At 53.4% G+C, this 24,259-nt stretch carries 33 protein-coding genes; 24 read left to right on the forward strand and 9 right to left on the reverse strand.

Going from position 1 to position 24,259, the window contains the following annotated elements; genetic code table 11:
* Nucleotides 1-10: 10 nt before the first annotated feature.
* The 24 genes from rpsC (at nt 11) to QSV34_RS04790 (ending at nt 13,246) form a co-directional block, all read left to right on the forward strand.
* On the forward strand, nt 11-706 hold the full coding sequence (rpsC, locus tag QSV34_RS04675; RefSeq protein ID WP_289152410.1) for a 30S ribosomal protein S3: 696 nt from the start codon (nt 11-13) through the stop codon (nt 704-706).
* 12 nt (nt 707-718) lie between these two features.
* Nucleotides 719-1,132, forward strand: a complete 414-nt coding sequence (gene rplP / locus QSV34_RS04680; RefSeq protein WP_289152411.1) for a 50S ribosomal protein L16 — start codon at nt 719-721, stop codon at nt 1,130-1,132.
* Nucleotides 1,132-1,323: a 50S ribosomal protein L29 gene (gene rpmC, locus QSV34_RS04685; RefSeq protein ID WP_289152413.1), complete on the forward strand. Its 192-nt coding sequence runs from the start codon at nt 1,132-1,134 to the stop codon at nt 1,321-1,323. The genes rplP and rpmC overlap by 1 nt, the downstream gene beginning before the upstream one ends.
* Before the next feature lie 2 nt (nt 1,324-1,325).
* Nucleotides 1,326-1,589 (forward strand): 30S ribosomal protein S17, encoded by a 264-nt coding sequence (gene rpsQ, locus QSV34_RS04690; RefSeq protein ID WP_289152415.1) that lies wholly within the window; start codon nt 1,326-1,328, stop codon nt 1,587-1,589.
* A 30-nt stretch (nt 1,590-1,619) separates the two neighbouring features.
* Nucleotides 1,620-1,988, forward strand: a complete 369-nt coding sequence (gene rplN / locus QSV34_RS04695; protein WP_289152417.1) for a 50S ribosomal protein L14 — start codon at nt 1,620-1,622, stop codon at nt 1,986-1,988.
* A 65-nt stretch (nt 1,989-2,053) separates the two neighbouring features.
* Nucleotides 2,054-2,368, forward strand: a complete 315-nt coding sequence (gene rplX, locus QSV34_RS04700; protein WP_289152418.1) for a 50S ribosomal protein L24 — start codon at nt 2,054-2,056, stop codon at nt 2,366-2,368.
* A gap of 15 nt (nt 2,369-2,383) precedes the next feature.
* The gene (gene rplE, locus QSV34_RS04705; protein ID WP_289152419.1) at nt 2,384-2,923 is read left to right on the forward strand and encodes a 50S ribosomal protein L5; all 540 of its coding nucleotides are present in this window, start codon (nt 2,384-2,386) and stop codon (nt 2,921-2,923) included.
* A gap of 11 nt (nt 2,924-2,934) precedes the next feature.
* Nucleotides 2,935-3,240, forward strand: coding sequence for a 30S ribosomal protein S14 (gene rpsN, locus QSV34_RS04710; RefSeq protein ID WP_289152421.1), 306 nt, complete (start codon nt 2,935-2,937; stop codon nt 3,238-3,240).
* 12 nt (nt 3,241-3,252) lie between these two features.
* Nucleotides 3,253-3,645 (forward strand): 30S ribosomal protein S8, encoded by a 393-nt coding sequence (gene rpsH / locus QSV34_RS04715; RefSeq protein ID WP_289152423.1) that lies wholly within the window; start codon nt 3,253-3,255, stop codon nt 3,643-3,645.
* A gap of 12 nt (nt 3,646-3,657) precedes the next feature.
* A complete protein-coding gene (gene rplF / locus QSV34_RS04720; protein ID WP_289152424.1) occupies nt 3,658-4,191 on the forward strand; it encodes a 50S ribosomal protein L6 in 534 nt (177 codons plus the stop codon).
* 8 nt (nt 4,192-4,199) lie between these two features.
* Nucleotides 4,200-4,550: a 50S ribosomal protein L18 gene (gene rplR, locus QSV34_RS04725; protein WP_289152425.1), complete on the forward strand. Its 351-nt coding sequence runs from the start codon at nt 4,200-4,202 to the stop codon at nt 4,548-4,550.
* A gap of 11 nt (nt 4,551-4,561) precedes the next feature.
* On the forward strand, nt 4,562-5,074 hold the full coding sequence (gene rpsE / locus QSV34_RS04730; RefSeq protein WP_289152426.1) for a 30S ribosomal protein S5: 513 nt from the start codon (nt 4,562-4,564) through the stop codon (nt 5,072-5,074).
* A gap of 55 nt (nt 5,075-5,129) precedes the next feature.
* Nucleotides 5,130-5,321, forward strand: a complete 192-nt coding sequence (rpmD, locus tag QSV34_RS04735) for a 50S ribosomal protein L30 (RefSeq protein WP_289152427.1) — start codon at nt 5,130-5,132, stop codon at nt 5,319-5,321.
* 2 nt (nt 5,322-5,323) lie between these two features.
* The gene (gene rplO / locus QSV34_RS04740; protein WP_289152429.1) at nt 5,324-5,761 is read left to right on the forward strand and encodes a 50S ribosomal protein L15; all 438 of its coding nucleotides are present in this window, start codon (nt 5,324-5,326) and stop codon (nt 5,759-5,761) included.
* Between the two features lie 43 nt (nt 5,762-5,804).
* Entirely contained in the window at nt 5,805-7,121 is a 1,317-nt protein-coding gene (gene secY / locus QSV34_RS04745) for a preprotein translocase subunit SecY (RefSeq protein WP_289152431.1), read from the forward strand.
* A 36-nt stretch (nt 7,122-7,157) separates the two neighbouring features.
* Nucleotides 7,158-7,274 carry a 50S ribosomal protein L36 gene (gene rpmJ / locus QSV34_RS04750; RefSeq protein WP_289152433.1) on the forward strand — a complete coding sequence of 39 codons (117 nt, stop codon included), beginning with the start codon at nt 7,158-7,160 and terminating at the stop codon, nt 7,272-7,274.
* Between the two features lie 152 nt (nt 7,275-7,426).
* Nucleotides 7,427-7,783 carry a 30S ribosomal protein S13 gene (gene rpsM, locus QSV34_RS04755; protein ID WP_289152435.1) on the forward strand — a complete coding sequence of 119 codons (357 nt, stop codon included), beginning with the start codon at nt 7,427-7,429 and terminating at the stop codon, nt 7,781-7,783.
* Nucleotides 7,784-7,803: 20 nt separating this feature from the next.
* Nucleotides 7,804-8,196 (forward strand): 30S ribosomal protein S11, encoded by a 393-nt coding sequence (rpsK, locus tag QSV34_RS04760; protein WP_289152437.1) that lies wholly within the window; start codon nt 7,804-7,806, stop codon nt 8,194-8,196.
* A 14-nt stretch (nt 8,197-8,210) separates the two neighbouring features.
* Nucleotides 8,211-8,831 carry a 30S ribosomal protein S4 gene (gene rpsD / locus QSV34_RS04765; RefSeq protein ID WP_289152438.1) on the forward strand — a complete coding sequence of 207 codons (621 nt, stop codon included), beginning with the start codon at nt 8,211-8,213 and terminating at the stop codon, nt 8,829-8,831.
* 57 nt (nt 8,832-8,888) lie between these two features.
* Nucleotides 8,889-9,881 (forward strand): DNA-directed RNA polymerase subunit alpha, encoded by a 993-nt coding sequence (locus tag QSV34_RS04770; RefSeq protein ID WP_289152440.1) that lies wholly within the window; start codon nt 8,889-8,891, stop codon nt 9,879-9,881.
* A gap of 53 nt (nt 9,882-9,934) precedes the next feature.
* Nucleotides 9,935-10,333, forward strand: coding sequence for a 50S ribosomal protein L17 (gene rplQ / locus QSV34_RS04775; RefSeq protein ID WP_289152441.1), 399 nt, complete (start codon nt 9,935-9,937; stop codon nt 10,331-10,333).
* A 127-nt stretch (nt 10,334-10,460) separates the two neighbouring features.
* On the forward strand, nt 10,461-11,093 hold the full coding sequence (locus QSV34_RS04780; RefSeq protein WP_289152443.1) for a hypothetical protein: 633 nt from the start codon (nt 10,461-10,463) through the stop codon (nt 11,091-11,093).
* Nucleotides 11,083-11,835, forward strand: a complete 753-nt coding sequence (locus tag QSV34_RS04785) for a WecB/TagA/CpsF family glycosyltransferase (RefSeq protein ID WP_289152444.1) — start codon at nt 11,083-11,085, stop codon at nt 11,833-11,835. The genes QSV34_RS04780 and QSV34_RS04785 overlap by 11 nt, the downstream gene beginning before the upstream one ends.
* The gene (locus QSV34_RS04790) at nt 11,825-13,246 is read left to right on the forward strand and encodes a mannose-1-phosphate guanylyltransferase/mannose-6-phosphate isomerase (RefSeq protein ID WP_289152445.1); all 1,422 of its coding nucleotides are present in this window, start codon (nt 11,825-11,827) and stop codon (nt 13,244-13,246) included. The genes QSV34_RS04785 and QSV34_RS04790 overlap by 11 nt, the downstream gene beginning before the upstream one ends.
* A gap of 6 nt (nt 13,247-13,252) precedes the next feature.
* Here QSV34_RS04790 and mce read toward each other — a convergent pair whose 3' ends face one another.
* From mce to QSV34_RS04835, 9 genes are all read right to left on the reverse strand, one after another.
* Nucleotides 13,253-13,657 carry a methylmalonyl-CoA epimerase gene (mce, locus tag QSV34_RS04795; protein WP_289152446.1) on the reverse strand — a complete coding sequence of 135 codons (405 nt, stop codon included), beginning with the start codon at nt 13,655-13,657 and terminating at the stop codon, nt 13,253-13,255.
* A complete protein-coding gene (gene meaB / locus QSV34_RS04800) occupies nt 13,654-14,631 on the reverse strand; it encodes a methylmalonyl Co-A mutase-associated GTPase MeaB (RefSeq protein WP_289152448.1) in 978 nt (325 codons plus the stop codon). Before meaB ends, mce begins: the two co-directional genes overlap by 4 nt.
* Nucleotides 14,631-16,781, reverse strand: coding sequence for a methylmalonyl-CoA mutase (gene scpA, locus QSV34_RS04805; protein WP_289152450.1), 2,151 nt, complete (start codon nt 16,779-16,781; stop codon nt 14,631-14,633). Before scpA ends, meaB begins: the two co-directional genes overlap by 1 nt.
* A 53-nt stretch (nt 16,782-16,834) precedes the next feature.
* On the reverse strand, nt 16,835-17,647 hold the full coding sequence (locus tag QSV34_RS04810; RefSeq protein ID WP_289152451.1) for a symmetrical bis(5'-nucleosyl)-tetraphosphatase: 813 nt from the start codon (nt 17,645-17,647) through the stop codon (nt 16,835-16,837).
* Nucleotides 17,647-18,018: a Co2+/Mg2+ efflux facilitator ApaG/CorD gene (gene apaG, locus QSV34_RS04815; RefSeq protein WP_289152453.1), complete on the reverse strand. Its 372-nt coding sequence runs from the start codon at nt 18,016-18,018 to the stop codon at nt 17,647-17,649. Before apaG ends, QSV34_RS04810 begins: the two co-directional genes overlap by 1 nt.
* Before the next feature lie 5 nt (nt 18,019-18,023).
* Nucleotides 18,024-18,839 (reverse strand): 16S rRNA (adenine(1518)-N(6)/adenine(1519)-N(6))-dimethyltransferase RsmA, encoded by an 816-nt coding sequence (gene rsmA, locus QSV34_RS04820; RefSeq protein WP_289152454.1) that lies wholly within the window; start codon nt 18,837-18,839, stop codon nt 18,024-18,026.
* Nucleotides 18,840-18,997: 158 nt separating this feature from the next.
* A complete protein-coding gene (gene pdxA / locus QSV34_RS04825) occupies nt 18,998-19,987 on the reverse strand; it encodes a 4-hydroxythreonine-4-phosphate dehydrogenase PdxA (protein WP_289152456.1) in 990 nt (329 codons plus the stop codon).
* Complete coding sequence (locus tag QSV34_RS04830) at nt 19,984-21,294, reverse strand: peptidylprolyl isomerase (protein ID WP_289152458.1); 1,311 nt, start codon at nt 21,292-21,294, stop codon at nt 19,984-19,986. Before QSV34_RS04830 ends, pdxA begins: the two co-directional genes overlap by 4 nt.
* A 16-nt stretch (nt 21,295-21,310) precedes the next feature.
* Entirely contained in the window at nt 21,311-24,028 is a 2,718-nt protein-coding gene (locus QSV34_RS04835; protein WP_289152459.1) for an LPS-assembly protein LptD, read from the reverse strand.
* Between the last annotated feature and the right edge of the window lie 231 nt (nt 24,029-24,259).

Here is a 24,259-nt window from a genome sequence, read left to right on the forward strand (position 1 = left end):
GAGACGAATAATGGGTCAGAAAGTACATCCCGTCGGCATTCGTTTGGGTGTTGTTAAAAAGCACAATTCGGTTTGGTACGCCAACTCCAAGAATTATGCAGACAACCTCAACAGCGATCTGAAAGTGCGCGAATACATCGAGAAAAAACTCGATAACGCCTCTGTCAGCAAAGTAGAAATTGAGCGTCCGGCGCAAACTGCACGCATCACCATTCACACCGCACGCCCTGGCGTGGTTATCGGTAAGAAAGGTGAAGACGTAGAAAAACTGCGCAACGAAGTGGCTCGCATGATGGATGTGCCTGTGCACATCAACATCGAAGAGATCCGCAAGCCAGACCTGGACGCCAAACTGGTTGCCCAGAGCGTTGCCCAGCAGCTGGAGCGTCGCGTTATGTTCCGTCGCGCCATGAAACGCGCTGTGCAAAACGCCATGCGCCAAGGCGCCAAGGGCATCAAGATTCAAGTGGGCGGCCGTCTTGGCGGCGCTGAAATCGCTCGCTCTGAATGGTACCGCGAAGGTCGCGTGCCGCTGCACACCCTGCGTGCGGACATCGACTACGCAACTTACGAAGCCTCCACCACTTACGGCATCATTGGCGTAAAAGTGTGGATTTTCAAAGGCGAAATTCTGGGCGGCGAAGAGCAGGTGGAAGCACCGGCTCCGAAAAAGACCAGAAAGCCTAAGAAAGCAGCGGATAAATAAGGAGTACGCACAATGTTACAGCCCAAGCGTACCAAGTTCCGGAAAATGATGAAGGGTCGCAACCGCGGCCTGGCACTGCGCGGCAGCAAAGTGAGCTTCGGTGAATTCGGCCTCAAGGCCACTGGCCGCGGTCGTATCACCGCTCGCCAGATCGAAGCCGCCCGTCGTGCCATGACTCGTCACGTTAAGCGTGGCGGTAAAATCTGGATCCGTGTATTCCCGGACAAGCCGATTACCAACAAACCCCTGGAAGTTCGTATGGGTAAAGGTAAGGGTAACGTTGAATACTGGGTAGCCCAGATCCAGCCGGGCAAGGTTCTCTATGAAATGGAAGGTGTGTCGGAAGAGCTGGCGCGTGAGGCATTTGCCCTTGCTGCTGCCAAACTGCCGGTGCAAACCGCCTTTGTGAAACGGTCGGTGATGTGATGAAAGCTAACGAACTTCGTGAAAAGTCTGTTGACGAGCTGAACACTGAGCTCAACGCTCAGTTGGAAGCCCAGTTCAAGCTGCGTATGCAGCACTCTACTGGCCAGCTTCAACAGAGCCACAAACTGAAAGAAGTGCGTCGCGATATCGCGCGCATTAAGACTCTGTTAACAGAGAAAGCAGGTAACTGATAATGGCCCAGACAGAAAAAGCACGCACTCTGGCAGGTAAAGTTGTCAGTGACAAAATGGACAAAACCATCACGGTTCTGATCGAACGTCGCGTAAAACACGGGATGTACGGCAAGATCGTGAGCAAGTCCAGCAAGATCAAGGCACACGACGAAAACAACGAGTGCAAAATCGGTGATGTTGTAGAAATCGCCGAAACTCGTCCCTTGGCCAAGTCCAAATCCTGGAAACTGGTCGAAATTGTGGAGCGCGCTACCGAAGTGTAACTTCGCGGCCGTTCATGCTGGAGCAATAACATGATTCAAACACAAAGCTACCTGGATGTTGCCGATAACTCCGGTGCCCGTCGCGTGATGTGCATCAAGGTGTTGGGCGGTTCCCACCGTCGCTACGCCGGCGTTGGCGACATCATCAAGGTGACCGTGAAGGAAGCCATTCCCCGCGGCAAGGTGAAGAAAGGCCAGGTGCTCGACGCCGTGGTTGTACGCACCAAAAAAGGTGTTCGTCGTCAGGATGGCAGCCTGATCAAGTTCGACGACAACGCTGCAGTAATGCTGAACGCATCTCACGCCCCCATCGGCACCCGTATTTTTGGGCCGGTAACTCGCGAGCTGCGCAGCGAAAAATTTATGAAAATTGTCTCTCTGGCTCCAGAAGTACTGTAACGCTGAGTTTAGCTTAGTTTAGTTTACGGGAAACTGGAAAGCGGAAAGCAAAGAGGAAAATGGCTATGCGTAAGATCAAGCGTGATGACGAAGTAATCGTGATCGCCGGGCGCGACAAAGGCAAGCGCGGCAAAGTGCTGCGTGTGCTGGACGAGCAGCGCCTGATCGTCAGCGGTGTGCAACTGGTGAAAAAGCACCAGAAGCCCAACCCGCAACAGGGTATTGCCGGTGGTATCGTGGAAAAAGAAGCCCCTATTCAGGTTTCCAACGTCGCGATTTTCAATGGCGCAACCAACAAAGCTGATCGTGTGGGATTCAAGGTAGAGGGCGATAAAAAAGTCCGTATCTTCAAATCCACCGGCGAAGCTGTTGACGCCTAACCGGAGAGTATCGAGATGGCAAAGTTGAAAGAAATTTACAAAAACGAACTCGCCCCCAAGCTGAAAGAAGAGCTGGGTTTGGCGAATGTAATGGAAGTACCTCGCATCAGCAAAATCACCCTGAACATGGGTGTTGGTGAAGCTCTGGGTGACAAGAAGATCCTGGAAAACGCCGTTGCTGATCTGGAGAAGATCTCCGGTCAAAAGGTCGTGGTAACCCGTGCACGCAAATCCATCGCCGGCTTTAAAGTCCGCGAAGGTTGGCCGATCGGCTGTAAGGTAACTCTGCGTTCAGATCGCATGTATGAGTTCCTGGAGCGCCTGATCAGCATTGCGATTCCCCGTATTCGCGACTTCCGTGGCATCAGCCCCAAGTCGTTCGACGGTCGTGGGAACTTTGCCATGGGTGTATCCGAGCAGATCATTTTCCCGGAAATCGATTACGACAAGGTCGACACGCTGCGTGGGCTGGATATCACCATCACCACCACTGCTCGCACCAACGATGAAGGCCGCGCTCTGCTGCGCGCATTCAACTTCCCGCTGAAGAACTGAGGGCAGGTTAGATGGCTAAGAAATCCATGATTGCGCGCGAAACCAAACGCGCCAAGATCGTTGCTCAGTACGCCGCCAAGCGCGCCGAACTGAAAGCGATCATTAAAAACGCCAACTCTTCCGACGAAGAGATTTGGGATGCGCAACAGCAGCTGCAAAAACTGCCTCGCGATGCCAGCCCGGCTCGCCAGCAACGCCGCTGCCGTGTTACCGGTCGCCCGCACGCGGTGTACCGCAAGTTTGGCCTGTGCCGCAACAAGCTGCGTGAAGCAGCCATGCGCGGCGATGTGCCGGGCCTTGTTAAAGCCAGTTGGTAAGGAGCGAATACGATGAGTATGCAAGATCCATTGTCAGACATGCTGACTCGCATTCGCAACGCCCACCAGCGTAGCAAGATTGCAGTAAGCATGCCCTGTTCCAAGCTCAAGGTCTCTGTGGCCAAGGTATTGGAAAGTGAAGGTTACATCACGGGTTACAGCGTGAGTGAAGGTACCAAGCCTGAGCTGACCGTTGACCTGAAATATTTTGAAGGCAAGCCGGTAATCGAAGAGATTGCCCGTATCAGCCGTCCCGGCCTGCGTAAATACGCCGGTTCCGGTGAGCTGCCCAAAGTTCGCGGTGGCCTGGGTGTCGCTATCATCTCCACCTCCAAAGGTGTTATGAGCGACCGCGCAGCGCGCGAAGCGGGCATCGGCGGCGAAGTGCTCTGCACGGTTTTCTAAGGAGTTGCCGACATGTCACGTATAGCAAAAGCCCCGATTGAAATCCCTGGCGGCGTTACCGTTACCCTGAAAGACGGCGCAATTTCCGTCAAGGGTGGCAAAGGCGAGCTGAGCCACAATATCCACGGCGACGTGGAAGTGAAGCAGGACGACAACGTGCTGACTTTCGCCCCCAAAAGTGGCGGTAAATCAGCCAACGCTCTGGCTGGCACCACCCGCGCCCTGGTGAACAATATGGTCACCGGCGTCAGCAATGGCTTTGAGAAAAAGCTGCAGCTGCAAGGCGTTGGTTATCGTGCTGCCCTGCAAGGCAAGAAGCTCAACCTGACCCTGGGTTTTTCCCACCCGGTTGAGTACGAACTGCCGGAAGGTGTGAAAGCTGAGTGCACCAGCCAGACCGATATTGTGCTGAGCTCTGCCAACAAGCAGCTGCTGGGCCAAGTTGCCGCAGAGATTCGCGCATACCGTCCGCCAGAGCCCTACAAGGGCAAAGGTGTTCGTTACGCCGATGAGCATGTGCGCCGTAAAGAAGCGAAGAAGAAATAGGTTTGATTATGAGCGACAAAAAAGACTCCCGTTTGCGTCGTGCGCGCCGCTCCCGGATGAAAATCCGCGAGCTGGGCGAGAACCGCCTGTGCATTCACCGCACCCCGCGCCACATGTACGCACAAGTAATCGCGCCGGAAGGCGATCGTGTATTGGCCAGCGCTTCCACGCTGGACAAGGAATTGCGCTCTGGCGCTACTGGCAACATCGAAGCGGCAAGCTCCGTTGGCAAGCTGGTGGCTGAGCGTGCCAAGGCTGCCGGTGTTACCCGCGTTGCCTTCGATCGTGCCGGATTCAAATACCACGGTCGCGTTAAAGCGCTGGCAGATGCTGCCCGCGAAGCCGGACTGGAATTCTAAGGGTTATTGAGATGGCTAGAGAACGAGATCAAAAAGGTCAACAGGAAAGCGACGGCCTGCAAGAGAAGCTGGTTCAGGTTAACCGCGTTGCCAAAACCGTAAAAGGCGGTCGTATCTTTGCCTTTACTGCGCTGACTGTGGTTGGCGACGGCAATGGCAAGGTTGGCTTCGGTCGCGGCAAGGCCCGCGAAGTGCCCCAGGCAATCCAGAAAGCGATGGAATCCGCGCGCCGCAATATGATTCAGGTTCACCTGGACGGCGACACCATTCAGTACCCCACCAAAGCCAACCATGGCGCCTCCAAGGTGTACATGCAGCCGGCTTCTGCGGGTACCGGTGTAATTGCTGGCGGTGCCATGCGCTCCGTGTTGGAAATCGCTGGTGTACAGAACGTACTGGCCAAGTGTTACGGCTCTACCAACCCGGTAAACGTGGTTCGTGCTACGTTTAAAGCGCTGCAAAACATGCGCTCTCCGGACGAAGTGGCGGCCAAGCGCGGCAAAGCGGCTGAAGAGATTGTTTGATTCTTTGTTGCCCCCGCACAGTCGGGGGTGACGAAATGCACAGTGAGAAAGAATCATGGCTAAAGCAAAGAAAATGATGAAAGTGACCCAGACCAAATCCGTTCACGGACGTCTGGCTGCTCACAAAGCGTGCGTTGCTGGCCTCGGCCTGCGTCGCATTGGCCACACCGTTGAGGTTGAAGACACTGCGTCTACTCGCGGCATGGTCAACAAAGTGAACTACCTGGTTAAGGTTGAGGGAGAATAATCGTGCGACTGAATGAATTGAGTCCCGCTCCCGGGCGAGTAAAAGAAGGCAAGCGTGTTGGCCGTGGTATTGGCAGCGGCTTGGGCAAAACCTGTGGTCGTGGCCACAAGGGTCAAAAGTCCCGTTCTGGCGGTTCTGTGAAGCCCGGCTTCGAGGGCGGTCAAATGCCCCTGCAGAAGCGTTTGCCCAAGTACGGTTTTACCTCGCGTATCTCTCGCGTTAGCGAAGAGATTCGTCTGGCAGAGCTGAACAAGGTTGATGCTGACGTAATTACCCTGGAAGAGCTGCGCAAAGCCGGTTTGGTTAACGCCAATATCAAGCGCGCCAAAGTGTTCCTGTCTGGTGAAATCACCAAGGCTGTGACTCTGAAGGGTATTACTGCTACCAAAGGTGCTATTGCTGCTATTGAAGCGGCTGGTGGCAAGGTAGAGGCCGAGTAAGAAATTACTCGTCGTTGTGAACGAATTAGGTTAAAGGATAATCATGGCCAAAGCCGGTAATATGCCGATGGGAAGCCAAAAAGGCATGGGCGAGCTGTTAGCTCGCCTTCGCTTTTTGTTCCTGGCAATTGTGGTTTACCGCATCGGTGTTCATATTCCCGTTCCGGGCATTAACCCGGAAAAGGTTGCCGAATTCTTCAACAGCAACCAGGGCACCATCCTCGACGTGTTCAACATGTTCTCCGGTGGCGCACTGGCGAATATGAGTATTCTCACGCTCAACGTGATGCCTTATATCTCGGCGTCGATCATCATGCAGCTGATGGCTGCGGTGGTGCCGAGCCTGGAGCAGCTGAAGAAAGAGGGCGATTCCGGACGCCGTAAGATCAATCAGTACACTCGCTACGGCACGGTGTTGCTGGCGTTGGTACAGGGTACCGGTATTGCGGTTGGCCTTGGCAGTCAGGGCTTTGCCCTGGATCCCGGCCCGGTGTTTTACACCGGCGCGGTGGTGTCTCTGGTAACCGGCGCTGTATTTATGATGTGGCTGGGTGAGCAGATCACCGAGCGCGGCGTGGGTAACGGCATTTCCATGTTGATCTTCGCCGGTATTGTGGCGGGTTTGCCCAGTGCCATTGGCGGCTCCATTGAGATGGCGCGTCAGGGCGAGATCCACGGTGTGGCACTGCTGTTTATCCTGATTTTGGCTATCGCGCTGATTTACTTTGTGGTGTTTATGGAGCGCGGCCAACGCCGCATTACTGTGAACTACGCTCAGCGTCAGCAAGGTCGCAAGGCATACAACGCCCAAACCAGCCATCTGCCGCTGAAGGTGAATATGGCCGGTGTAATCCCGGCGATTTTTGCCAGCAGTATCCTGCTGTTCCCCAACACCATTACCACCTGGTTTGGTGAGGGCAGCAATGCGCCGGAGTGGGTGAGCCAGGTTGGCCTGTTGATTGGCCGCGGTCAGCCGTTGTACTACCTGCTGTTTGCCGGTTTGATTATTTTCTTCTGCTTCTTCTACACGGCGTTGATGTACAACACCAAGGAAATGGCAGATAACCTGAAGCGCGGTGGCGCCTACTTGCCCGGCATTCGCCCCGGTGAGCAGACGTCCAAGTACATCGACACAGTAATGACCCGCCTGACTGTGGTTGGCGGTATTTATATGGCCGGTGTGTGTATGTTGCCGGAAGTGCTGCAGGTGCAATTTAATGTGCCGTTTTACCTGGGTGGCACTTCGCTGTTGATTGCGGTGGTGGTGACCATGGACTTTATGGCCCAGGTTCAGTCGCATTTGATGTCGTCCCAGTACGACTCGTTGATGAAAAAATCCAATTTGAAGGGCAAGCGGTAATTTCCGCCGTTTGCTGTAGAAACTGAGGTAAGAGTAATGAAAGTTCGTGCATCGGTTAAAAAAATGTGCCGCAACTGCAAAGTGATCCGTCGCAATGGTGTTGTGCGGGTAATCTGCAGCGCGGAACCGCGCCATAAGCAACGTCAGGGTTGATTCGTAGCTGAACAGCCAGGCACTTGCTTTTTAGTGCAACCAAAGCTATCCTTTCGCGCCTTTTTTATGGCTATCCAGCCAAGGCGTGTTGGATAGTGCTTTTATTTGTATTTTTTACAACTTTTTATTCGTAAACACTGTGGAGAAACTCAATGGCCCGTATTTCCGGTGTCAATATCCCCGATAACAAGCATGCGGTGATCTCTCTCACCTATGTATTCGGGATCGGCCGCCCAACCGCTAAAGCAATCTGCGCTGAAGTCGGTATCGCGGAAGATGTAAAGATAGCTGATCTCTCCGACGCGCAGATGGACACCCTTCGTGAGGCGGTAGCCAAGCACACGGTAGAGGGTGATTTGCGTCGGGAAATCAGTATGAATATCAAACGTTTGATGGACCTTGGTTGCTACCGTGGCCTGCGCCACCGTCGCAGCTTGCCGCTGCGCGGCCAGCGTACCAAGACCAATGCCCGTACCCGTAAGGGTCCGCGCAAACCCATCAAGCGCTAATTGATAGGACGTAACTGATCATGGCAAAACCTGGACAAAAGACCGCTCGCAAGAAGGTCAAAAAGACCGTTGTTGACGGCATCGCGCACATTCACGCGTCCTTCAACAACACCATCGTTACTATTACTGACCGCCAGGGCAACGCCCTGAGCTGGGCCACTGCAGGTGGTTCCGGTTTCCGCGGTTCTCGTAAATCCACTCCCTTCGCCGCTCAGGTTGCTGCCGAGCGCGCCGGTGTTGCCGCACAAGAATACGGTATGAAAAACCTGGAAGTGGAAGTAAAGGGCCCTGGCCCCGGCCGTGAATCCGCAGTTCGTGCACTGAACAACGCTGGATTCAAAATCACCAACATCACCGACGTGACGCCGATCCCCCACAACGGGTGCCGTCCGCCGAAGAAACGTCGCGTATAAGGCAGGGCTTAATCATGGCAAGATATATTGGACCGACTTGTAAACTGTCCCGCCGCGAAGGAACCGACCTGTTCCTGAAAAGTGGCGTTCGTCCCCTGGACTCCAAATGTCGCGCAGAGAGCGCCCCTGGCCAGCATGGTCAGCGTCGTGGCCGTCTGTCTGACTACGGTGTTCAGCTGCGTGAAAAGCAAAAAGTTCGTCGCACTTATGGCGTTCTGGAAAAGCAATTCCGCAACTACTACAAAGAAGCTGCCCGTCTGCGCGGTGCAACCGGTGAAAACTTGTTGACCCTGCTGGAACAGCGTCTGGATAACGTGGTTTATCGCATGGGCTTTGGTGCCACCCGTGCCGAATCCCGTCAGCTGGTATCTCACAACTCCATTCTGGTGAATGGCAAGAAAGTGAACATCGCTTCTTACCAAGTACAGGCTGGCGACGAAGTGAGCATCCGTGAGAAGTCCAAAACTCAGCTGCGTATTTCCAGCGCTCTGGCACTGGCTGCCCAGCGTGGTGAAATTGAGTGGATTGAAGTAGACGCCAACAAAATGGCCGGTACTTTCAAGCGCGTTCCTGATCGCAGTGAACTGCCTTCCGACATCAACGAAAACCTGATTGTTGAGCTGTACTCCAAATAATTAATTTGGAGTAAATGAACACACATCTGGTTTAACTGAATACTGACAGGTACGGATATGCAAACATCTGCGACAGAACTTCTGACTCCGCGCACCATCGACGTTACCGAGCTGGGCCCAACCCACGCCAAAGTGGTTCTTGAGCCTCTGGAGCGCGGCTTTGGCCATACTCTGGGTAACGCCCTGCGCCGCATTCTGCTTTCCTCCATGCCCGGCTGCGCCGTGGTTGAGGTAGAGATCGACGGCGTACTGCACGAATACAGCAGCATCGAAGGCGTGCAGGAAGACGTGATCGAAATCCTGCTCAACCTGAAAGAGGTTGCCGTGGTTCTGCACGGTAAAGACGAAGTTGAGCTGACCCTGAGTAAGAAAGGCAAGGGTGCTGTGACTGCTGGCGACATTCAAGTGGACAGCAACGTCGAAATCATGAACCCGGATCTGGTGATTGCCAACATCACCGGCAACACTGAGCTGAGCATGCGCCTGCGTGTACAGCGCGGTCGTGGCTACCAGCCCGCCGACGCTCGCAACAGCGATCAGGAAGAAACCCGCGCCATTGGCCGCCTGCAACTGGACGCATCCTACAGCCCGGTTCGCCGTGTTGCCTACGTAGTAGACAGCGCCCGTGTTGAGCAACGCACAGACCTGGACAAGCTGATTATCGATCTGGAGACCAACGGTACTCTGGATCCGGAAGAGGCCATCCGTCGCGCTGCCACCATCCTGCAACAGCAGCTGGCAGTATTTGTTGACCTGGAGAGTGAAGCCCAATCCGAGCCGGAAGAGAAGGAAGAGGAAATCGATCCGATTCTGCTGCGTCCGGTAGATGATCTGGAACTGACTGTTCGCTCGGCCAACTGCCTGAAAGCGGAAAGCATCTACTACATTGGTGATCTGATTCAGCGCACCGAAGTAGAGTTGCTGAAAACCCCGAACCTGGGCAAGAAATCTCTTACCGAAATCAAAGACGTTCTCGCCTCCCGCGGCCTGTCCCTGGGAATGCGCCTTGAAAACTGGCCGCCTGCCAGCATCAAGCAAGAAGAACTCTAATTGTAATTGGCCGCTGCTCGCTGAGCGGTGGCCCAATTTAAGGAATACTAACCATGCGTCATCGTCAAAGTGGCCGCCAACTGAACCGCAACAGCTCGCATCGCCGGGCCATGTTTCGCAACATGACTGCGTCGTTGGTCGAGCATGAACTGATTAAAACCACTCTGCCCAAAGCCAAAGAACTGCGTCGCTACGCCGAGCCGTTGATCACTCTGGCCAAGCAAGACAGCGTTGCCAACCGTCGCCTGGCGTTCGACCGCCTGCGCAATAAAGAAACTGTTGGCAAGCTGTTCGGCGAACTGGGCCCGCGCTACGAAGAGCGCCCCGGCGGCTATATCCGCATCCTCAAGTGCGGCTTCCGCCCCGGTGACAATGCGCCTATGGCGTATGTTGAACTGGTGGATCGTCCGCAAGTGGAAGTGGTTGAAGAAGTTGAGGGCGACGAAGAGTAATAGTGTTCTAGCCTTTGGCTTTGTACACTAAAAAAAGCCCCGGCCGGTTGGTCGGGGCTTTTTTTGTGCTTCTGTTGTGTTATTTTCCTTAAGTTGCGGTGTTGTTTGCTGGTTGGATTGATTTGCCATGGGTGAGAAAGATATGTCACTTCTGGAAGATGTTTGGAGTGCAATAACCTGGGAACCAGAGATTGGTGATCCGACTTTAGTAGGCTGGTTAACGGTTTTGGCCTACATCTTCGCCTGCTCTGCTTGTGTGTCGGTATATTGCAAATCTGTTTCCTCGCCAAAACGTTACCGATATTTTTGGCTGTGCTCTGGAATACTTTTGCTGTTTTTGTCGGTGAATAAGCAACTGGATTTGCAATCATTGCTAACTGATATAGGGCGTCAAATAGTCGTTATAAACGATTGGGTAGATAAAAAGCACTTAATACAAAAGAGCTTTATTGTAGTGATTGCATCGCTGGGTGCTTTGGGGTTTTTATTAATATTTATGCTGTATAAAAGTTATTTCAGATTCCTGAGTGGTGCATTATTGGGATTTACCTTTTTGCTTGTTTTTATATTAGTGAGAGCGTCTTCTTTTCATGGAATGGATGTGTTGATATCCAGCTCATGGTATGGAATTAAAGTTAACTGGTTACTGGAGCTGTCCGGTATTATGGCCATTTTTTTGAATGCGCTGTATTTGCTTGTTTACGGTATTATGCCTGCAAAGAGTTCGTTGTTCGCAGTCGGGAGAAGCAGTGTTGGATAATAAAAGGCGGCATATTTTTAATTTCCCCTTCGACCTTTTAACAAAACAGCAGATGCTAATGCGGCTTGAACAATGTTGGTCAGAGAGTACTGGCTTTGAGTATTGCGTCACGCCAAATGTTGACCATGTTGTTAGAGGAAATAAGAAGGCCGAGTATCTCTCGTTGTATGAGAATGCATTCATCAGCGTTTGTGACAGTCGGATTTTGCAAAAGCTAGCGCGGCTTTGTGGTGTTCGTTTTCCAGAAGTTATCCCGGGCAGCGATTTGACCAGCGAGTTATTTTTAGGAAGAGTGCAAAGCGATGATTCAGTGCTAATAATAGGTGCGAGTGATGAACTAGTCGCGAGGCTTTTATCTGATTTGAATCTGGATAATGTGACTCATTACAATCCACCAATGGGTTTTATGAATAACAGAGATGAGGTGGAAAAGTGCCTTTTGCTCGCGGAGAGTAAGCCGTTTAAGTATCTGTTTTTTGCAGTAGGCTCTCCTCGACAAGAAATTCTGGCTTATGAGCTGAAATCCCGAGGAAAGGCTACAGGTATTGGCTTTTGTATTGGTGCTTCAATCGACTTTTTAGTCGGCACGGAGAGTCGCGCGCCTAAATGGGTTCAGGCATTGAACTTTGAATGGTTTTATCGGTTTTTGCAAAATCCCAGGCGCTTGTGGCGCCGCTATTTTGTGGATGGATTACGAATATTCCCCATTTTTATAAAGGAGTTGTCAGAACGTGGAAAATAAAAAAGTAATTCCAGTAGTTCTTTGTGGAGGCTCCGGTAGCCGATTGTGGCCGTGGTCGCGTGATGGCTACCCAAAACAGTTTCTGAATTTGCAAGGAAACCATACCATGTTGCAGGAGACCATTCTGCGGTTGGGTGAGCATGTTGATGAGCCAATAATGATTTGTGGTGAAGAACACCGTTTTTTGGTCGCTGAACAAGTTCGTGCGCTTGGTTCCAGGCACAATGGTATTTTATTGGAACCAGAGGGCCGCAATACTGCTCCAGCCATTGCCCTGGCAGCACTGCATGCTATCGAGCAAAACGAAGACTCTATGCTTCTGGTGTTGCCAGCAGACCACGTTATTTTGGATAAAGCTGGTTTCCAGGCAGCGATTGAAGAAGCAACAAATGTAGCCCAAGCAGGCAGCTTGGTTACCTTTGGTATCGTGCCTCAGAGCCCAGAAACAGGTTATGGCTATATTCGTGCAGGCAAGCAAAAGAACTTGGCTTTTGAAGTATCAAATTTTGTAGAGAAACCAGATCAAAAAACGGCTCAACAGTATCTGGATAGTGGCGATTATTACTGGAATAGCGGCATGTTCCTGTTTCGGGCAAAGCGGTACCTGGAGGAGCTGCAACAGCATCGCCCAGAGATATATCGTGCTTGTCAGGAGGCTATGGCGAATACGGACAAAGATTTGGATTTTATACGTGTTGAGCGTAATGCTTTTCTTAGCTCTCCTAGCGACTCTATTGACTATGCAGTGATGGAAAATGCTCAGGATATTCGTATGCTGCCATTGGATTGTGGTTGGAGCGATCTGGGTGCCTGGTCGGCACTTTGGGAGATTGCTGATAAAGATTCACAGGGTAACTCATCTTCAGGTAATACTATATTCCACAACAGCAATAACTGCTTGGTTCGCTCTGCAGATAAACTGGTGGCCACTGTTGGTCTTGATGACGTTATTGTTGTGGATACAGTGGATGCGACTTTGGTAGCCGCTAAAGATAGCGCTCAGGATGTTAAGGCCGTTGTGCAACAATTGAAGGAGTCAAGCAGTAAACTTTTGCAGAATCATCGTAAGGTTTATCGGCCTTGGGGTAACTACGATTCGGTAGACGAGGGCGAACGCTTTCAGGTGAAGCGTATTGTCGTGAATCCCGGTGCCGAATTGAGCTTACAGATGCACCACCACCGTGCTGAGCACTGGATTGTTGTGCAGGGAACTGCACTGGTGACCAAAGGCGAGGAAGAGTTTTTGGTGACGGAAAACCAGTCCACTTATATCCCACTGGGTACCAGACACCGGCTGAAAAACCCCGGTGAGATTCCTTTAGAGTTAATTGAGGTGCAGTCGGGCTCTTATCTGGGTGAAGACGATATTGTTCGCTTTGAAGACCACTACGGCCGTGCTGGTGACGAGTAGCTAGAGCTATACCTGTTCAAGTTCGATTAACGTTCCGCAAAAATCTTTTGGATGCAGAAATAGTACCGGCTTGCCATGGGCGCCTTTTTTGGGGTTTCCATCCCCTAAAACGGTGGCGCCTTCGGCCACCAGCTTATCCCGGGATGCCAGTATGTCGTCCACTTCGTAACAGAGATGGTGCATCCCTCCCTGGGTATTTTTTTGCAGAAATTTGCTGATGGGCGAGTCGTCTCCCAATGGCGAGATCAGTTCTATTTTGGTGTTAGGCAGGTTAACAAAAACGGTGGTGACGCCGTGTTCAGGTAATTCCATAGGTTCTGAAATTTGAGCCCCCAAAACATCCCGATAAATGTTACTGGCGGCAGTAATGTCGGTGACTGCAATGGCCACATGGTTCAGTTTGCCAATCATGGTTTGTTCTCTCTGAAAATACTCAGCAGCTTTTCTGCTGCCATGGTGGGAGGTATATCGCTCTGTTTTACGGCTTGCTCAAGCGCTTCGGCAGCAGATTTTACGGCGGAATCAGCGCGCAGTTCAGCCATCAGTCGCTCAGCGGTTTCACTCCACAGCCATTCGATATTTTGCGTATTGCGTAAATCTGAGATGTTCTTTTCCAGCTTGGAAAAATAACCCTCAACGGTATGCCAAACGCCTTCAATATGCTTGTTGCTAAAAGCAGATATAGAAGCCACTTGAGGCGCCCAATATTCACTTTTTGGTTGCAATAATCCCAACACAGATTGATAGTCATGGGCAGTTTTCTCCGCCAATTTAGCGGATGCGCCGTCTGCCTTGTTTACCAGAATTAAATCCGCCAGCTCTATCACGCCGCGTTTAATGCCTTGTAGATCATCACCGCTTCCCGGCTGTAGCATCAGTACAAACATATCCGTCATATTGGCGACGGCCACTTCCGACTGACCGACGCCGACGGTTTCAATAAGGATAATATCGAAACCAGCCGCTTCGCAGAGCAGCAGGCTCTCCCTTGTGCGCCGCGCCACGCCGCCCAGAGTATTGCCGGCTGGCGAGGGGCGGATGTAGGCGTTGGCTTGCAGCGCCAGCTTTTCCATTCGGGTTTTGTCCCCCAGAATAGAGCCGCCATTGAGGGTGGATGATGGGTCTACCGCCAGAACCGCGACTTTGTGATTATTCTCAACCAGATGATTGCCAAGGGCTTCGATAAAGGTGGACTTGCCCACGCCGGGGGCGCCGGAAATGCCAATTCGCAGGCTGTTGCCCGTGTGAGGCGTTAAAACTTCCAGCAATTCCAGAGCTTGCTGACGATGACTTGCCAGGGTGGATTCCACCAGGGTAATGGCCTGTGCCAAGGCGCGGCGTTCTCCGCTGAGAAGCCGTTGAGCCAATGTGGCCTGGGCGGCCATCAAGATGCCTGACGCTTGCTGAGCAGGGCGACGATTTCCTGCGCGGCGGTGGGAATATGAGTGCCGGGGCCGTAGATCGCGGCTACCCCATGGCTGCGGAGTTCATCGTGATCTTGCGGGGGAATAACGCCTCCGCAAATGACCACAATATCTTCAGCATCCAACTCTTTAAGGGCGCTAATTAACTGCGGCACCAGCGTTTTGTGGCCAGCTGCCTGGGAGGAGATTCCAACGATATGCACATCGTTTTCGATGGCCATGCGTGCGGCTTCTTCCGGGGTTTGGAATAGCGGGCCGATATCGATATCAAAGCCCATGTCCGCAAAAGCGGTGGCGATAATCTTGGCACCGCGGTCGTGGCCATCCTGCCCCAGTTTGGCCACCAGCATGCGCGGTCGGCGGCCAGTTTGTGCGGCGAATTTTGCCACCAGTTGTTGTGCTTGATGCACCTCGCTGCCCTCCTGAAAATCGGAGCTGTAAACGCCACTGATGGATTGTATATCTGCTTTGTGTCTGCCCCATACTTTTTCCAGTGCCAGGGAAACTTCCCCCACGGTTGCCAGGGCGCGCATGGCACCTACCGACAGTGCCAGTAAATTGCCGCTGCCACTCTCTGCGGCCTCGGTGAGTTTTTGCAGCGTCTTCTGGCAGGCAGCTTCATCCCGCCACTCGCGGATCTGATTGAGGCGCGTTATCTGGGATTCCCTCACCGACGTGTTATCAATATCCAGCAAATCTACGTCCGGTTCTTGCTCGAGCTGGTATTTATTGACGCCAATGACCACATCGTCGCCACGGTCGATGCGCCCCTGTTTGAGGGCGGCGGCTTGTTCAATACGCAGCTTGGGCATGCCTGACTCAACGGCCTTGGTCATGCCGCCCAACTGTTCCACTTCTTCAATGATTGTTAGTGCTTCGCTCACCAGGGAATCGGTCAGCGATTCTACATAGTAAGAGCCTGCCAGCGGATCGACCACGTTAGTCAAGCCGGTTTCTTCCTGCAGTATTAACTGGGTATTGCGGGCAATACGGGCAGAAAAATCCGTAGGCAGTGCCAGTGCCTCATCAAACGCATTGGTGTGCAGTGACTGGGTGCCACCGAGCACTGCAGACATGGCTTCTACGGTGGTGCGCACAATATTGTTGTAGGGGTCTTTGCTGGTCAGGCTGACGCCGGATGTCTGGCAGTGGGTGCGTAGCATCAGCGACTTGGGGTTTTGCGGATTGAAATTTTCCGCCATTAATTTTGACCACAATACCCTGGCGGCGCGTAGCTTGGCCGCTTCCATAAAGAAGTTCATGCCAATGGCAAAGAAAAACGACAGGCGCGGCGCAAAGCTGTCCACATCCAGGCCACTGTTAACGGCGGTGCGCACGTACTCAATACCATCGGCAATGGTAAAGGCCAGCTCCTGAGCCGCAGTCGCGCCTGCTTCGTGCATGTGGTAGCCGGAGATGGAAACCGAATTGAATCTGGGCATCTTTTCAGCGGTATAGGCGATGATGTCGGAAACGATGCGCATGGAAGGCTGAGGTGGGTAAATATAGGTGTTACGCACCATAAATTCTTTGAGGATGTCGTTTTGCAGAGTGCCGGAAAGCTGAGCGGCTTCGACACCTTGTTCTTCGGCAGCAACAATATAACTGGCCATAATTGGCAACACCGCGCCATTCATGGTCATGGATACCGAGACTTTATCCAGTGGAATATCGTCGAACAGGATCTTCATGTCTTCGACACTGTCGATAGCCACCCCGGCTTTGCCAACATCACCAGTGACTCGTTCGTGGTCGGAGTCGTAGCCGCGGTGGGTGGGCAGGTCAAAAGCCACCGAAATGCCCTGTTGGCCCGCCGCCAGATTGCGTCGATAGAAGGCGTTGGATTCTTCGGCGGTGGAAAACCCGGCGTATTGTCGAATGGTCCAGGGGCGGCCACGGTACATGGTAGCGCGGGGGCCGCGCAGGTAGGGGGGCGAGCCGGGGTAACTGTCCAGATGTTCAATACCCTGCAAATCAGCGGCGGTGTAGAGCGGCTTTACGGTAATACCTTCCGGGGTAGCTGTTGACTGATCATCCTCAGAATCGGAGCGCAGCTCTCTTGCGGCCGCCTGTTGCCATTGCTCCTGTTGGGACTTGCTCTGTTCAGTCATTGTAGATTTCCATTACTCTGTGACGACGATTGCCAATATACCTCCAACACTCCTCAGCTGCAGCTTTCGCAGGTCACCTCAAACAGCGCTTCGTCTTCCAACCGCATCATGCGCAATTTGCCTCCCCACACGCAGCCGGTGTCCAGCGGGTAGAGGTTGGTGCCGCAATCCTGGCCTTCCAGGGCGGCCCAGTGGCCGAAAAGGATTTTATCGTGAGCGGCTTTGCGGTCTTCGTGGAAGAACCAGGGTGCGTAGCCTTTGGGAGCCTGTTTGGGGCCGAGTTTTTGAGTGAGTTCCAGCTTGCCCTTGGCAGTGCAGAAGCGCATACGAGTCAGGTAGTTGGTGATAACCCGCAGGCGGTCAGTGCCTTGCAGGTGTTTTGACCATTTATCCGGGGTATTGCCATACATGGCATCAAAATAGGATTTTGGGTTTGGCCCCCGCAATACAGCTTCTACCTCTGCCGCCAGGCGTTTGGCTTTTTTGATGCTCCACCTGGGGGGGATTCCTGCGTGTACCAGGCAATAGCCTTGGTCGTGTATCAGCAAAGGTTGTTGCTGCAGCCAGTGTATAAGTTGTTCCCGGTCTGGTGCGTCGAGGATTTCCTGCAGGGTGTCTTTGGGACGCAGGGTGGCTGCGCCGGATGCCACCGCCAGCAGATGGAGGTCATGGTTACCCAGCACCATGCGAAAGGCGTCGCCCATCTTGTATAAGTAGCGCAGGGTTTTTAACGATTTAGGGCCGCGGTTGACCACATCGCCAGCAGACCAGAGCTGGTCATGCTTGGGATCGAAATCGACTTTTTTAAGCAGCTTTTTGAGCGGCTTCAGGCAGCCTTGGAGGTCGCCGACTACGTAGATGGCCACTAGTGCACCGCCCCCGGTGCGGCCAGCACAAACAATGGAATGGCGGCATCAAAGGTGTCTCCGTCCGGTGAACTCATTTGGTAACTGCCGGCCATGGTGCCCACCGGGGTTTCGAGAATCACGCCGCTGGTGTAGTGGTAACTGGTGGCCGGGCTGATATGAGGTTGTTCACCCACTACGCCGATTCCCTGAACCTCCTGGCGCTGGTTGTTGCCGTCGGTGATGTGCCAGTGGCGGGATATCAGTTGCACTGTCTGTTCGCCAAGGTTGGCGATGGTTATGTGATAAGCAAAGGCGTAACGGTTTTGTTCTGGCTGGGATTGGTTGGCCAGGTATTCTGTCTTAACGGTGACTCTAATCGGGCATTCCATGGTTTTTATAATGGGTGCATTGCCAGTTGGTTACTGAGTTCAACAAAGTCTTTTACCGTCAGCACTTCTGGCCTCAGGCTCAAGTCAATTTCCAGTGTAGCCAGTTGTTCTGCCGTGGCAAAGTGTTTGAGGCTGTTGCGCAATGTCTTGCGGCGCTGCTGAAAGCAGGCACTGACCAGTTTGTGCAATAGTTTTGGATCGGTTGCCGCATAGGGTGGTTGCTTGTAGGGCAGCAGGCGAACAATGGCGGATTGGACTTTCGGGGTCGGATGAAATGAGCCCGGTGGCACAATAAACAGTGGTTCCACCTGGCAGTGGTATTGCGCCATCACGGTGAGGCGGCCATAGGTTTTATCGCCGGGGGCGGCGGCCAGGCGATCCACCACTTCCTTTTGCAGCATAAAGTGCATATCGCTGACGTTCCCAGCGTAATTCAACAGGTGGAAGATAAGTGGCGTGGAGATGTTGTAGGGCAGGTTGCCGACAATACGCAGGGGCGCTTCACCGCGTTTGAATTGCAGGAAGTCGGTTTTCAGGGCATCGCCCTGATGGAGCTTAAAATCCGCATAGCTGTGAAATTTGTCGGTGAGCAGTGCAGCCAAATCGCGGTCCAGCTCCACCACTTGCAGTTGTGGACAGTGTTCCAGCAGTGGCCGTGTCAATGCCCCTTGGCCGGGGCCAATTTCGATCAGGTTATCGCCGTCTTTGGGGTGAATGGCGGCAACAATTTTGTCGATGATATTATCGTCCACCAGAAAGTTCTGGCCAAAGCGTTTGCGGGCTTTGTGGTCGGTAAGGTCGGCGTGGCGGGGTTTGGGCAAGGGAAGTCCTGTTTTGTGTTGTTTGCTGGTTATTGCGGGTACTGTTTTTCAGAACACGCTGCAAGTACGTCCGTGTAAGCTCGTCGACAGCATCCATGCTGTCGGCGGTTCTGAAAAACAGTACCCGCAATAACCTGATATGGCTGCCAAAACTGGATTCAGCCTTGCTGGGTAGGGGTTGGATTGGCAATCTCTGCTGCATATTCTATCGCAGTCTGCAGGCTGCCGCAGTCGGCCTTGCCTGTGCCTGCCAAGTCCAGGGCAGTGCCATGATCTACCGAGGTGCGAATAATCGGCAAGCCCAGGGTGATGTTTACTGCGGCGCCAAAGCCTTTGTATTTCAGTACCGGCAGACCTTGGTCATGGTACATAGCCAGTACCGCATCGGCGGATTCCAGATATTTGGGGGTGAACAGGGTATCGGCGGGTAGAGGGCCAATCAGGTTCATTCCTTTATGCCTCAGGGCTTCCAAGGCTGGCTCGATGATTTCTATTTCTTCCCGCCCCAAATGGCCGCCTTCGCCAGCGTGGGGGTTAAGGCCGCATACCAGAATAGTGGGTTCCGCGATGCCGAATTTTTGCTGCAAATCTGTGTGCAGAATAGTTATTGCCTGGTCAAGCATCTCGCTGGTAATGGCATTGGAGATGTCTTTCAACGGCAAGTGTGTCGTGGCTAACGCCACCCGCAAGCCGTCAGTGGCAAGCATCATCACCACTTTTTCGGTGTTTGTGTGTTTGGCCAAAAATTCTGTGTGGCCGGAGAAGGGGATGCCTGCGTCGTTAATGACGCCCTTGTGCACAGGGCCGGTAATCAATGCATGGCAGTTACCCTGGCTGCACTGGGTAATTGCCTGTTTTAGGGTGGCAAGCACATAAGAGGCGTTGGCCGTATTTAGGTGTCCGGGTGTGCAAGGGGCATTTAGCGGCACAGGGGATACTGCCAGCTCGCCAGGCTTCAATGGTTGTGGTTGGCTGCCGGGCTGCCGCAAAGTCAGTGGTAGGCCCAGAGCTTGGGCCCTTTGCTGTAGAAACTCTGGATCGGCAAAGGCCACCAATTCGTGAGGCGACCCTTGTTGGGCCAGCTGTATTGCCAGGTCTGGCCCAATCCCGGCGGGTTCGCCGGGGGTTAGTGCCAGGCGAAGCGTCATAGTTTTAATTCGATATAGAAATCGCTGCGCATTTCCTGCAGCCAAATGGCCTTTTCTTCATCGAATTTGCTGTTTTGAATGGCTTCCAAAAAGCGGTTTTGCATGGCCACCTTGCCAAAATCCTTTTCCCTGCGCTCGGTCACTTCCAGGATATGCCAGCCGAACTCACTGCGGAAAGGGTAGCTCACTTCGTTGAGTTCAACAGATGCCATCATCTGCAGAAATTCTGGCACCAGCCTGCCTTCTTCGACAGTATTCCAGCCCACATCGCCCCCTTGTTGCTTGGAACCGGGGTCTTCAGAGAACTCTTTAGCCAGGTCGGCGAACGCTTCTCCATCGGTGACACGTTGGCGCAGTTCATTAAGTTGGTTGTAAGCGGCTTCGTCGTCGCGAATGGCATTGGTTTTGACCAGAATGTGGCGCACTTTGTGTTGCTGCAACATCATTTTTGGCTCGCCACCTTTGCGATCGTGTACTTTGAGGATGTGCAAGCCGGCATCGCTGCGGATGGGGTCAGAGACACCACCAACTTCCATTTCTTTCACCACTGGGCGGAATTTCTCCGGCAGTTGAATCGGCTTTTTCCAGCCCAGGTCACCACCTTTAAGGGCATTGGGGCCCTTGGAATAGTTGACAGCAAATTGCTGGAAGTTGCCGCCCTCGCGCAGTTGCCCCACCAGGTTGTTTGCGTTTTCCATGGCTGTGGCCAATTCGTCTTTGCTGGCGGCTGAAGCCAGTGGCAGCAGAATATGGCCTATTTGATAGCTGGCGGCAGTGGTTGCCTGACCTTCTTCCGATGCCATCAGTTGCTCAATTTCCTGCAGGGACACTGGAATATTGGCTTTGATGGCCTGCTCGTCAATCATCTGGATAACCAGCTGATCGTGAATGTTGCGGCGTAGATCGGCGAGACTGTCGCCGTTTTGGTGTACCAGCTCCACTAGCTGATCCAGAGTCAGATTCTGACGAGACGCCAGAGTTTGCAAATGCTGGTTGATCTGCTGGTCGCTGATTCGTACACCGCTGCGCTCAGCGAAGTTGAGAATCAGACGTTCGTCCACCAGTTGCTCCAGCACCTGTTTCTTCAGTTCCGCTTCCGGTGGCAGAGTGATGTTGGGTTGTTGTTGCAGGCGTTGCATCACGTCTTTAACACGGCTCTCCAACTCGCTTTGCATGACTACGTTGTCGCCAACGATGGCCACGGTGCGATCCAGGAATACCTGCTCGGCGTTGGCCATAGTCGCTACGCCGAGAGAGGTAGAGAGTGCCAGCGCCTTCAGGGCGTGCTTATTGATCAGAGTTTTCATAGTGGTGTTCTTTCTGTCATTGCTGTTCGGGTTGGTAGCCGTAAATGCCTTCTTCCAGTAGATCGTCCACTTTGGTGCTGGTTCCCGCCAGCCCTTTCAGCTGTATCTGGAAAAAGATGCCTTCGTCTTCGTCCAGGTTGCTACTGGGCAACAAGCGCAGGTCGTCGCGGCGAATCCAGCGTCGCGCCACGACACTGGTGCGCCAGCAGCAACTGTTGTATTCCACTCCGGCGAAGGTTTCAAGGTTGCGGCTGTTGGTAAAGTCATAATTCCAGCGGGCGATCAGACTAAAGTTGCCCCGCAGGGGGTAGATGGTGGAGATGTCCCCCTGTTTGATATTCTGGTCTTGCAGGAACGTAAACCCTGGGTCGGTAGGGTTGCGAACCACCCGGGCGGTGTTGCGAGTATAGCGGTAACCGAGGTTGAAAACCCCGTTGTTGCCGTCGTTAAAGCGCAGGCCAACGCTTCCCCGATCGATGCGATCCAGATCGGTATCCCAGGTGGTGTCACCGAGGAATTGCCAGCGGTCGCTGATACGCCAGTTGAGTTCGGCGGCAATGGGTGAGCTGTTGCGGGTCAGGTTGTTAAGGTCAACGAGTGTCCGCTCATTAACACGGGCATCGCCCTCATCAACCACACCGTTGCCGTTGGTATCCAGCTCTTGCACTGGGTTATCGAGTACCGCGCTGGTCAGCACCGAGTTGAGCGTGGTGCGACGGTCTTCAAAGTAAAAAATCTTGCCAATACTGGCACTCAGCCATTCTTTTCCATTGTTATCGATAAAGCGGGAGGTCAGGCCAAAGCTCGCTTGTTTGGCGTCCCCAAGGCGGTCGCCGCCGCTAAAGCGGTCTTTGCGCCACAAGGAGCTAAAGCCGAAGGTTTGTTCACTGGTGTCGAAATTGGGTAACCCGCCTTGGTTTGGCAACAAGTCCTGGTCTTCTTGCTCGGCGTACAGCAGGAATAGGCGTGGTTCCAGCGTTTGGGTGTAGTCGTTGCTGTTGCGCTCAAAAAACAGGCCAGCGTTTAAATAGGCGAGGGGAGCTGTTACAGATGGTGATTTGTCCGCCAATGACCCAAGATTTTCATCCAGGTTGTAGCTGATATGGCGGAATTCTACACCGGGGGTAAAAAAGCCCCACTGCCACTGGTTGGCCCATTCCAGGCCCCAATCCAGGCGAGCGCGGTCGCCGGTCTGGAAGCGGGTTTCATCACTGTGTTCAAAGGCCACTACGTGCTGCCTCAGAGTAAGGTTGAGGCCACCCCACAGGTTGTAGGTGCCGTTGGCGTCCAGGCGCGGCAGCTGTTTGTAGGGTTCACTCAAGGGCTGGTTAGGGTCGGTAAAGATGGTTTGGAACTGTTCACTTTTAAAGCTGATCTCCCAGTGATCGGTGTTGTAACCCAGCTCCAGTTTCTGGCGAAGGTGTGTGGTGCTTTCGTCCTCGTCCAGCGAGTTGATCCCTAAGTCGCGAATGTAGAGGTTGTCGCTGACTTTGGTGTAATCCACTTCGGTGGTAAAGGTGCCGTCGCCCAATGCGAAGGCGCCGTCATGCTGTAAATTGCGCCACCAACGATTCTCACCAACAACAACGGTTTCCTGGTCGTTAGTCGCTTCGCCGCCTTGGTCTTCCCCTAGCCAGGAGGCATTGAGTTCGGTGCGCCCCCAACTGGACAGGTGGCGAAATTGCGCTTCAATCATATTGCCGCGCTCCTGGATATAGCGCGGGGTCAGGGTTAAGTCGTAGTTATCTGCCAGGCTGATGTAGTAGGGCAGGGAGAAGTCCAGCCCATTGCGGCCGCCGACTCCCAGGTTGGGGAACAGCACGCCGGTTTGGCTCTCGTCTCCCAGCGGGAAGCGTATCCAGGGCAGGTAAACAATGGGAATGTCTTTGACTTCAATACGCACGTTGCGGGCGGTGGCGGTATTTTTTTCGGTATCCACATCCACCGAGCCGGTAACCAGTTGCCAGGCGTTGCTGTCCGGTGGGCAGCTGGTGTAGGTGACGCCTTCAATGCGGAGATCTTCCTCGGCATCGCGAATCAGTTTGTCGGCGGTGCCTCGCACCTGGGCCTGTGGAAACACGAAAGAGGCGTTATCCACCGTTACCGCGCCGGACTCCAGGTTGAGTTTGGCGCTATCGCCCATCAGCAACAGGTTGGGTTCGCCGATGCGAATATTGCCGTGGAAATCGGCGGTGTTGTTGGGGGCGTCGATCACGCCATTGTCGCTGGTCAGATTGCGATTACCCTGGGTAATTTCCACATTGCCTTTCAGGCTGATTAGCTTGTGTGCTTCCTGCTGCCAGTCTGCCTTGACGTTTACCGGGGCAATCTCAGGGTTCTGGTCGCGCTTTTCCGGATCGCCGGGAGCGACGTACATGCCACAACAACCGGTGGCAACCTCCGCTTTTTGATTTTCGCTGAGTTGTTCTTTTTCCACCCAGCCCAAGCGCTGGGCCAGTGGGGTTCCTGCGGTGGTTAATGGGGCCAGCCCCGCGGCTACATGGGCTGGCAGTTGGCTGGCGCCACCTTCTTTGGTGCTTGCTTTTTTGGTGACTTGTTTGCAGTCCCAGCCATCGCCTTTTTCGTTGGGTTGGCAGTCCCATTCCACCGCCTGTTGTGCAGCCGCTGGCAACGCCATAACGGAAGCCGCCAGCAGGCCTAAACGATAGCGGTTTAATGCAATATGCAGAGGTGTGCGGCGGTGACGTCGAATGCGGGAATTGGCTGGGGGCATGGGTGCTATTTTGTTATTGGTACGGCAAACGGTCATTGTAACGTAACAGGGGGGAGTTAGTAGACAATTTAGTTTGGGTGGCGAGCTGGTTCGGGTGGCGCCTTTCAGGGCACGCCGCAAGTACATCCATGTAGGCTCGGATGCGACATCCCTGTCGCATATGGCCCTGAAAGGCACCACCCGAACCAGCTCTTTACATTTGGGTGTGGTGACTTTTTATCTGTAGAGAGT

The sequence above is a fragment of the Porticoccus sp. W117 genome (assembly GCF_030341905.1).
GTDB lineage: Bacteria > Pseudomonadota > Gammaproteobacteria > Pseudomonadales > Porticoccaceae > SCSIO-12696.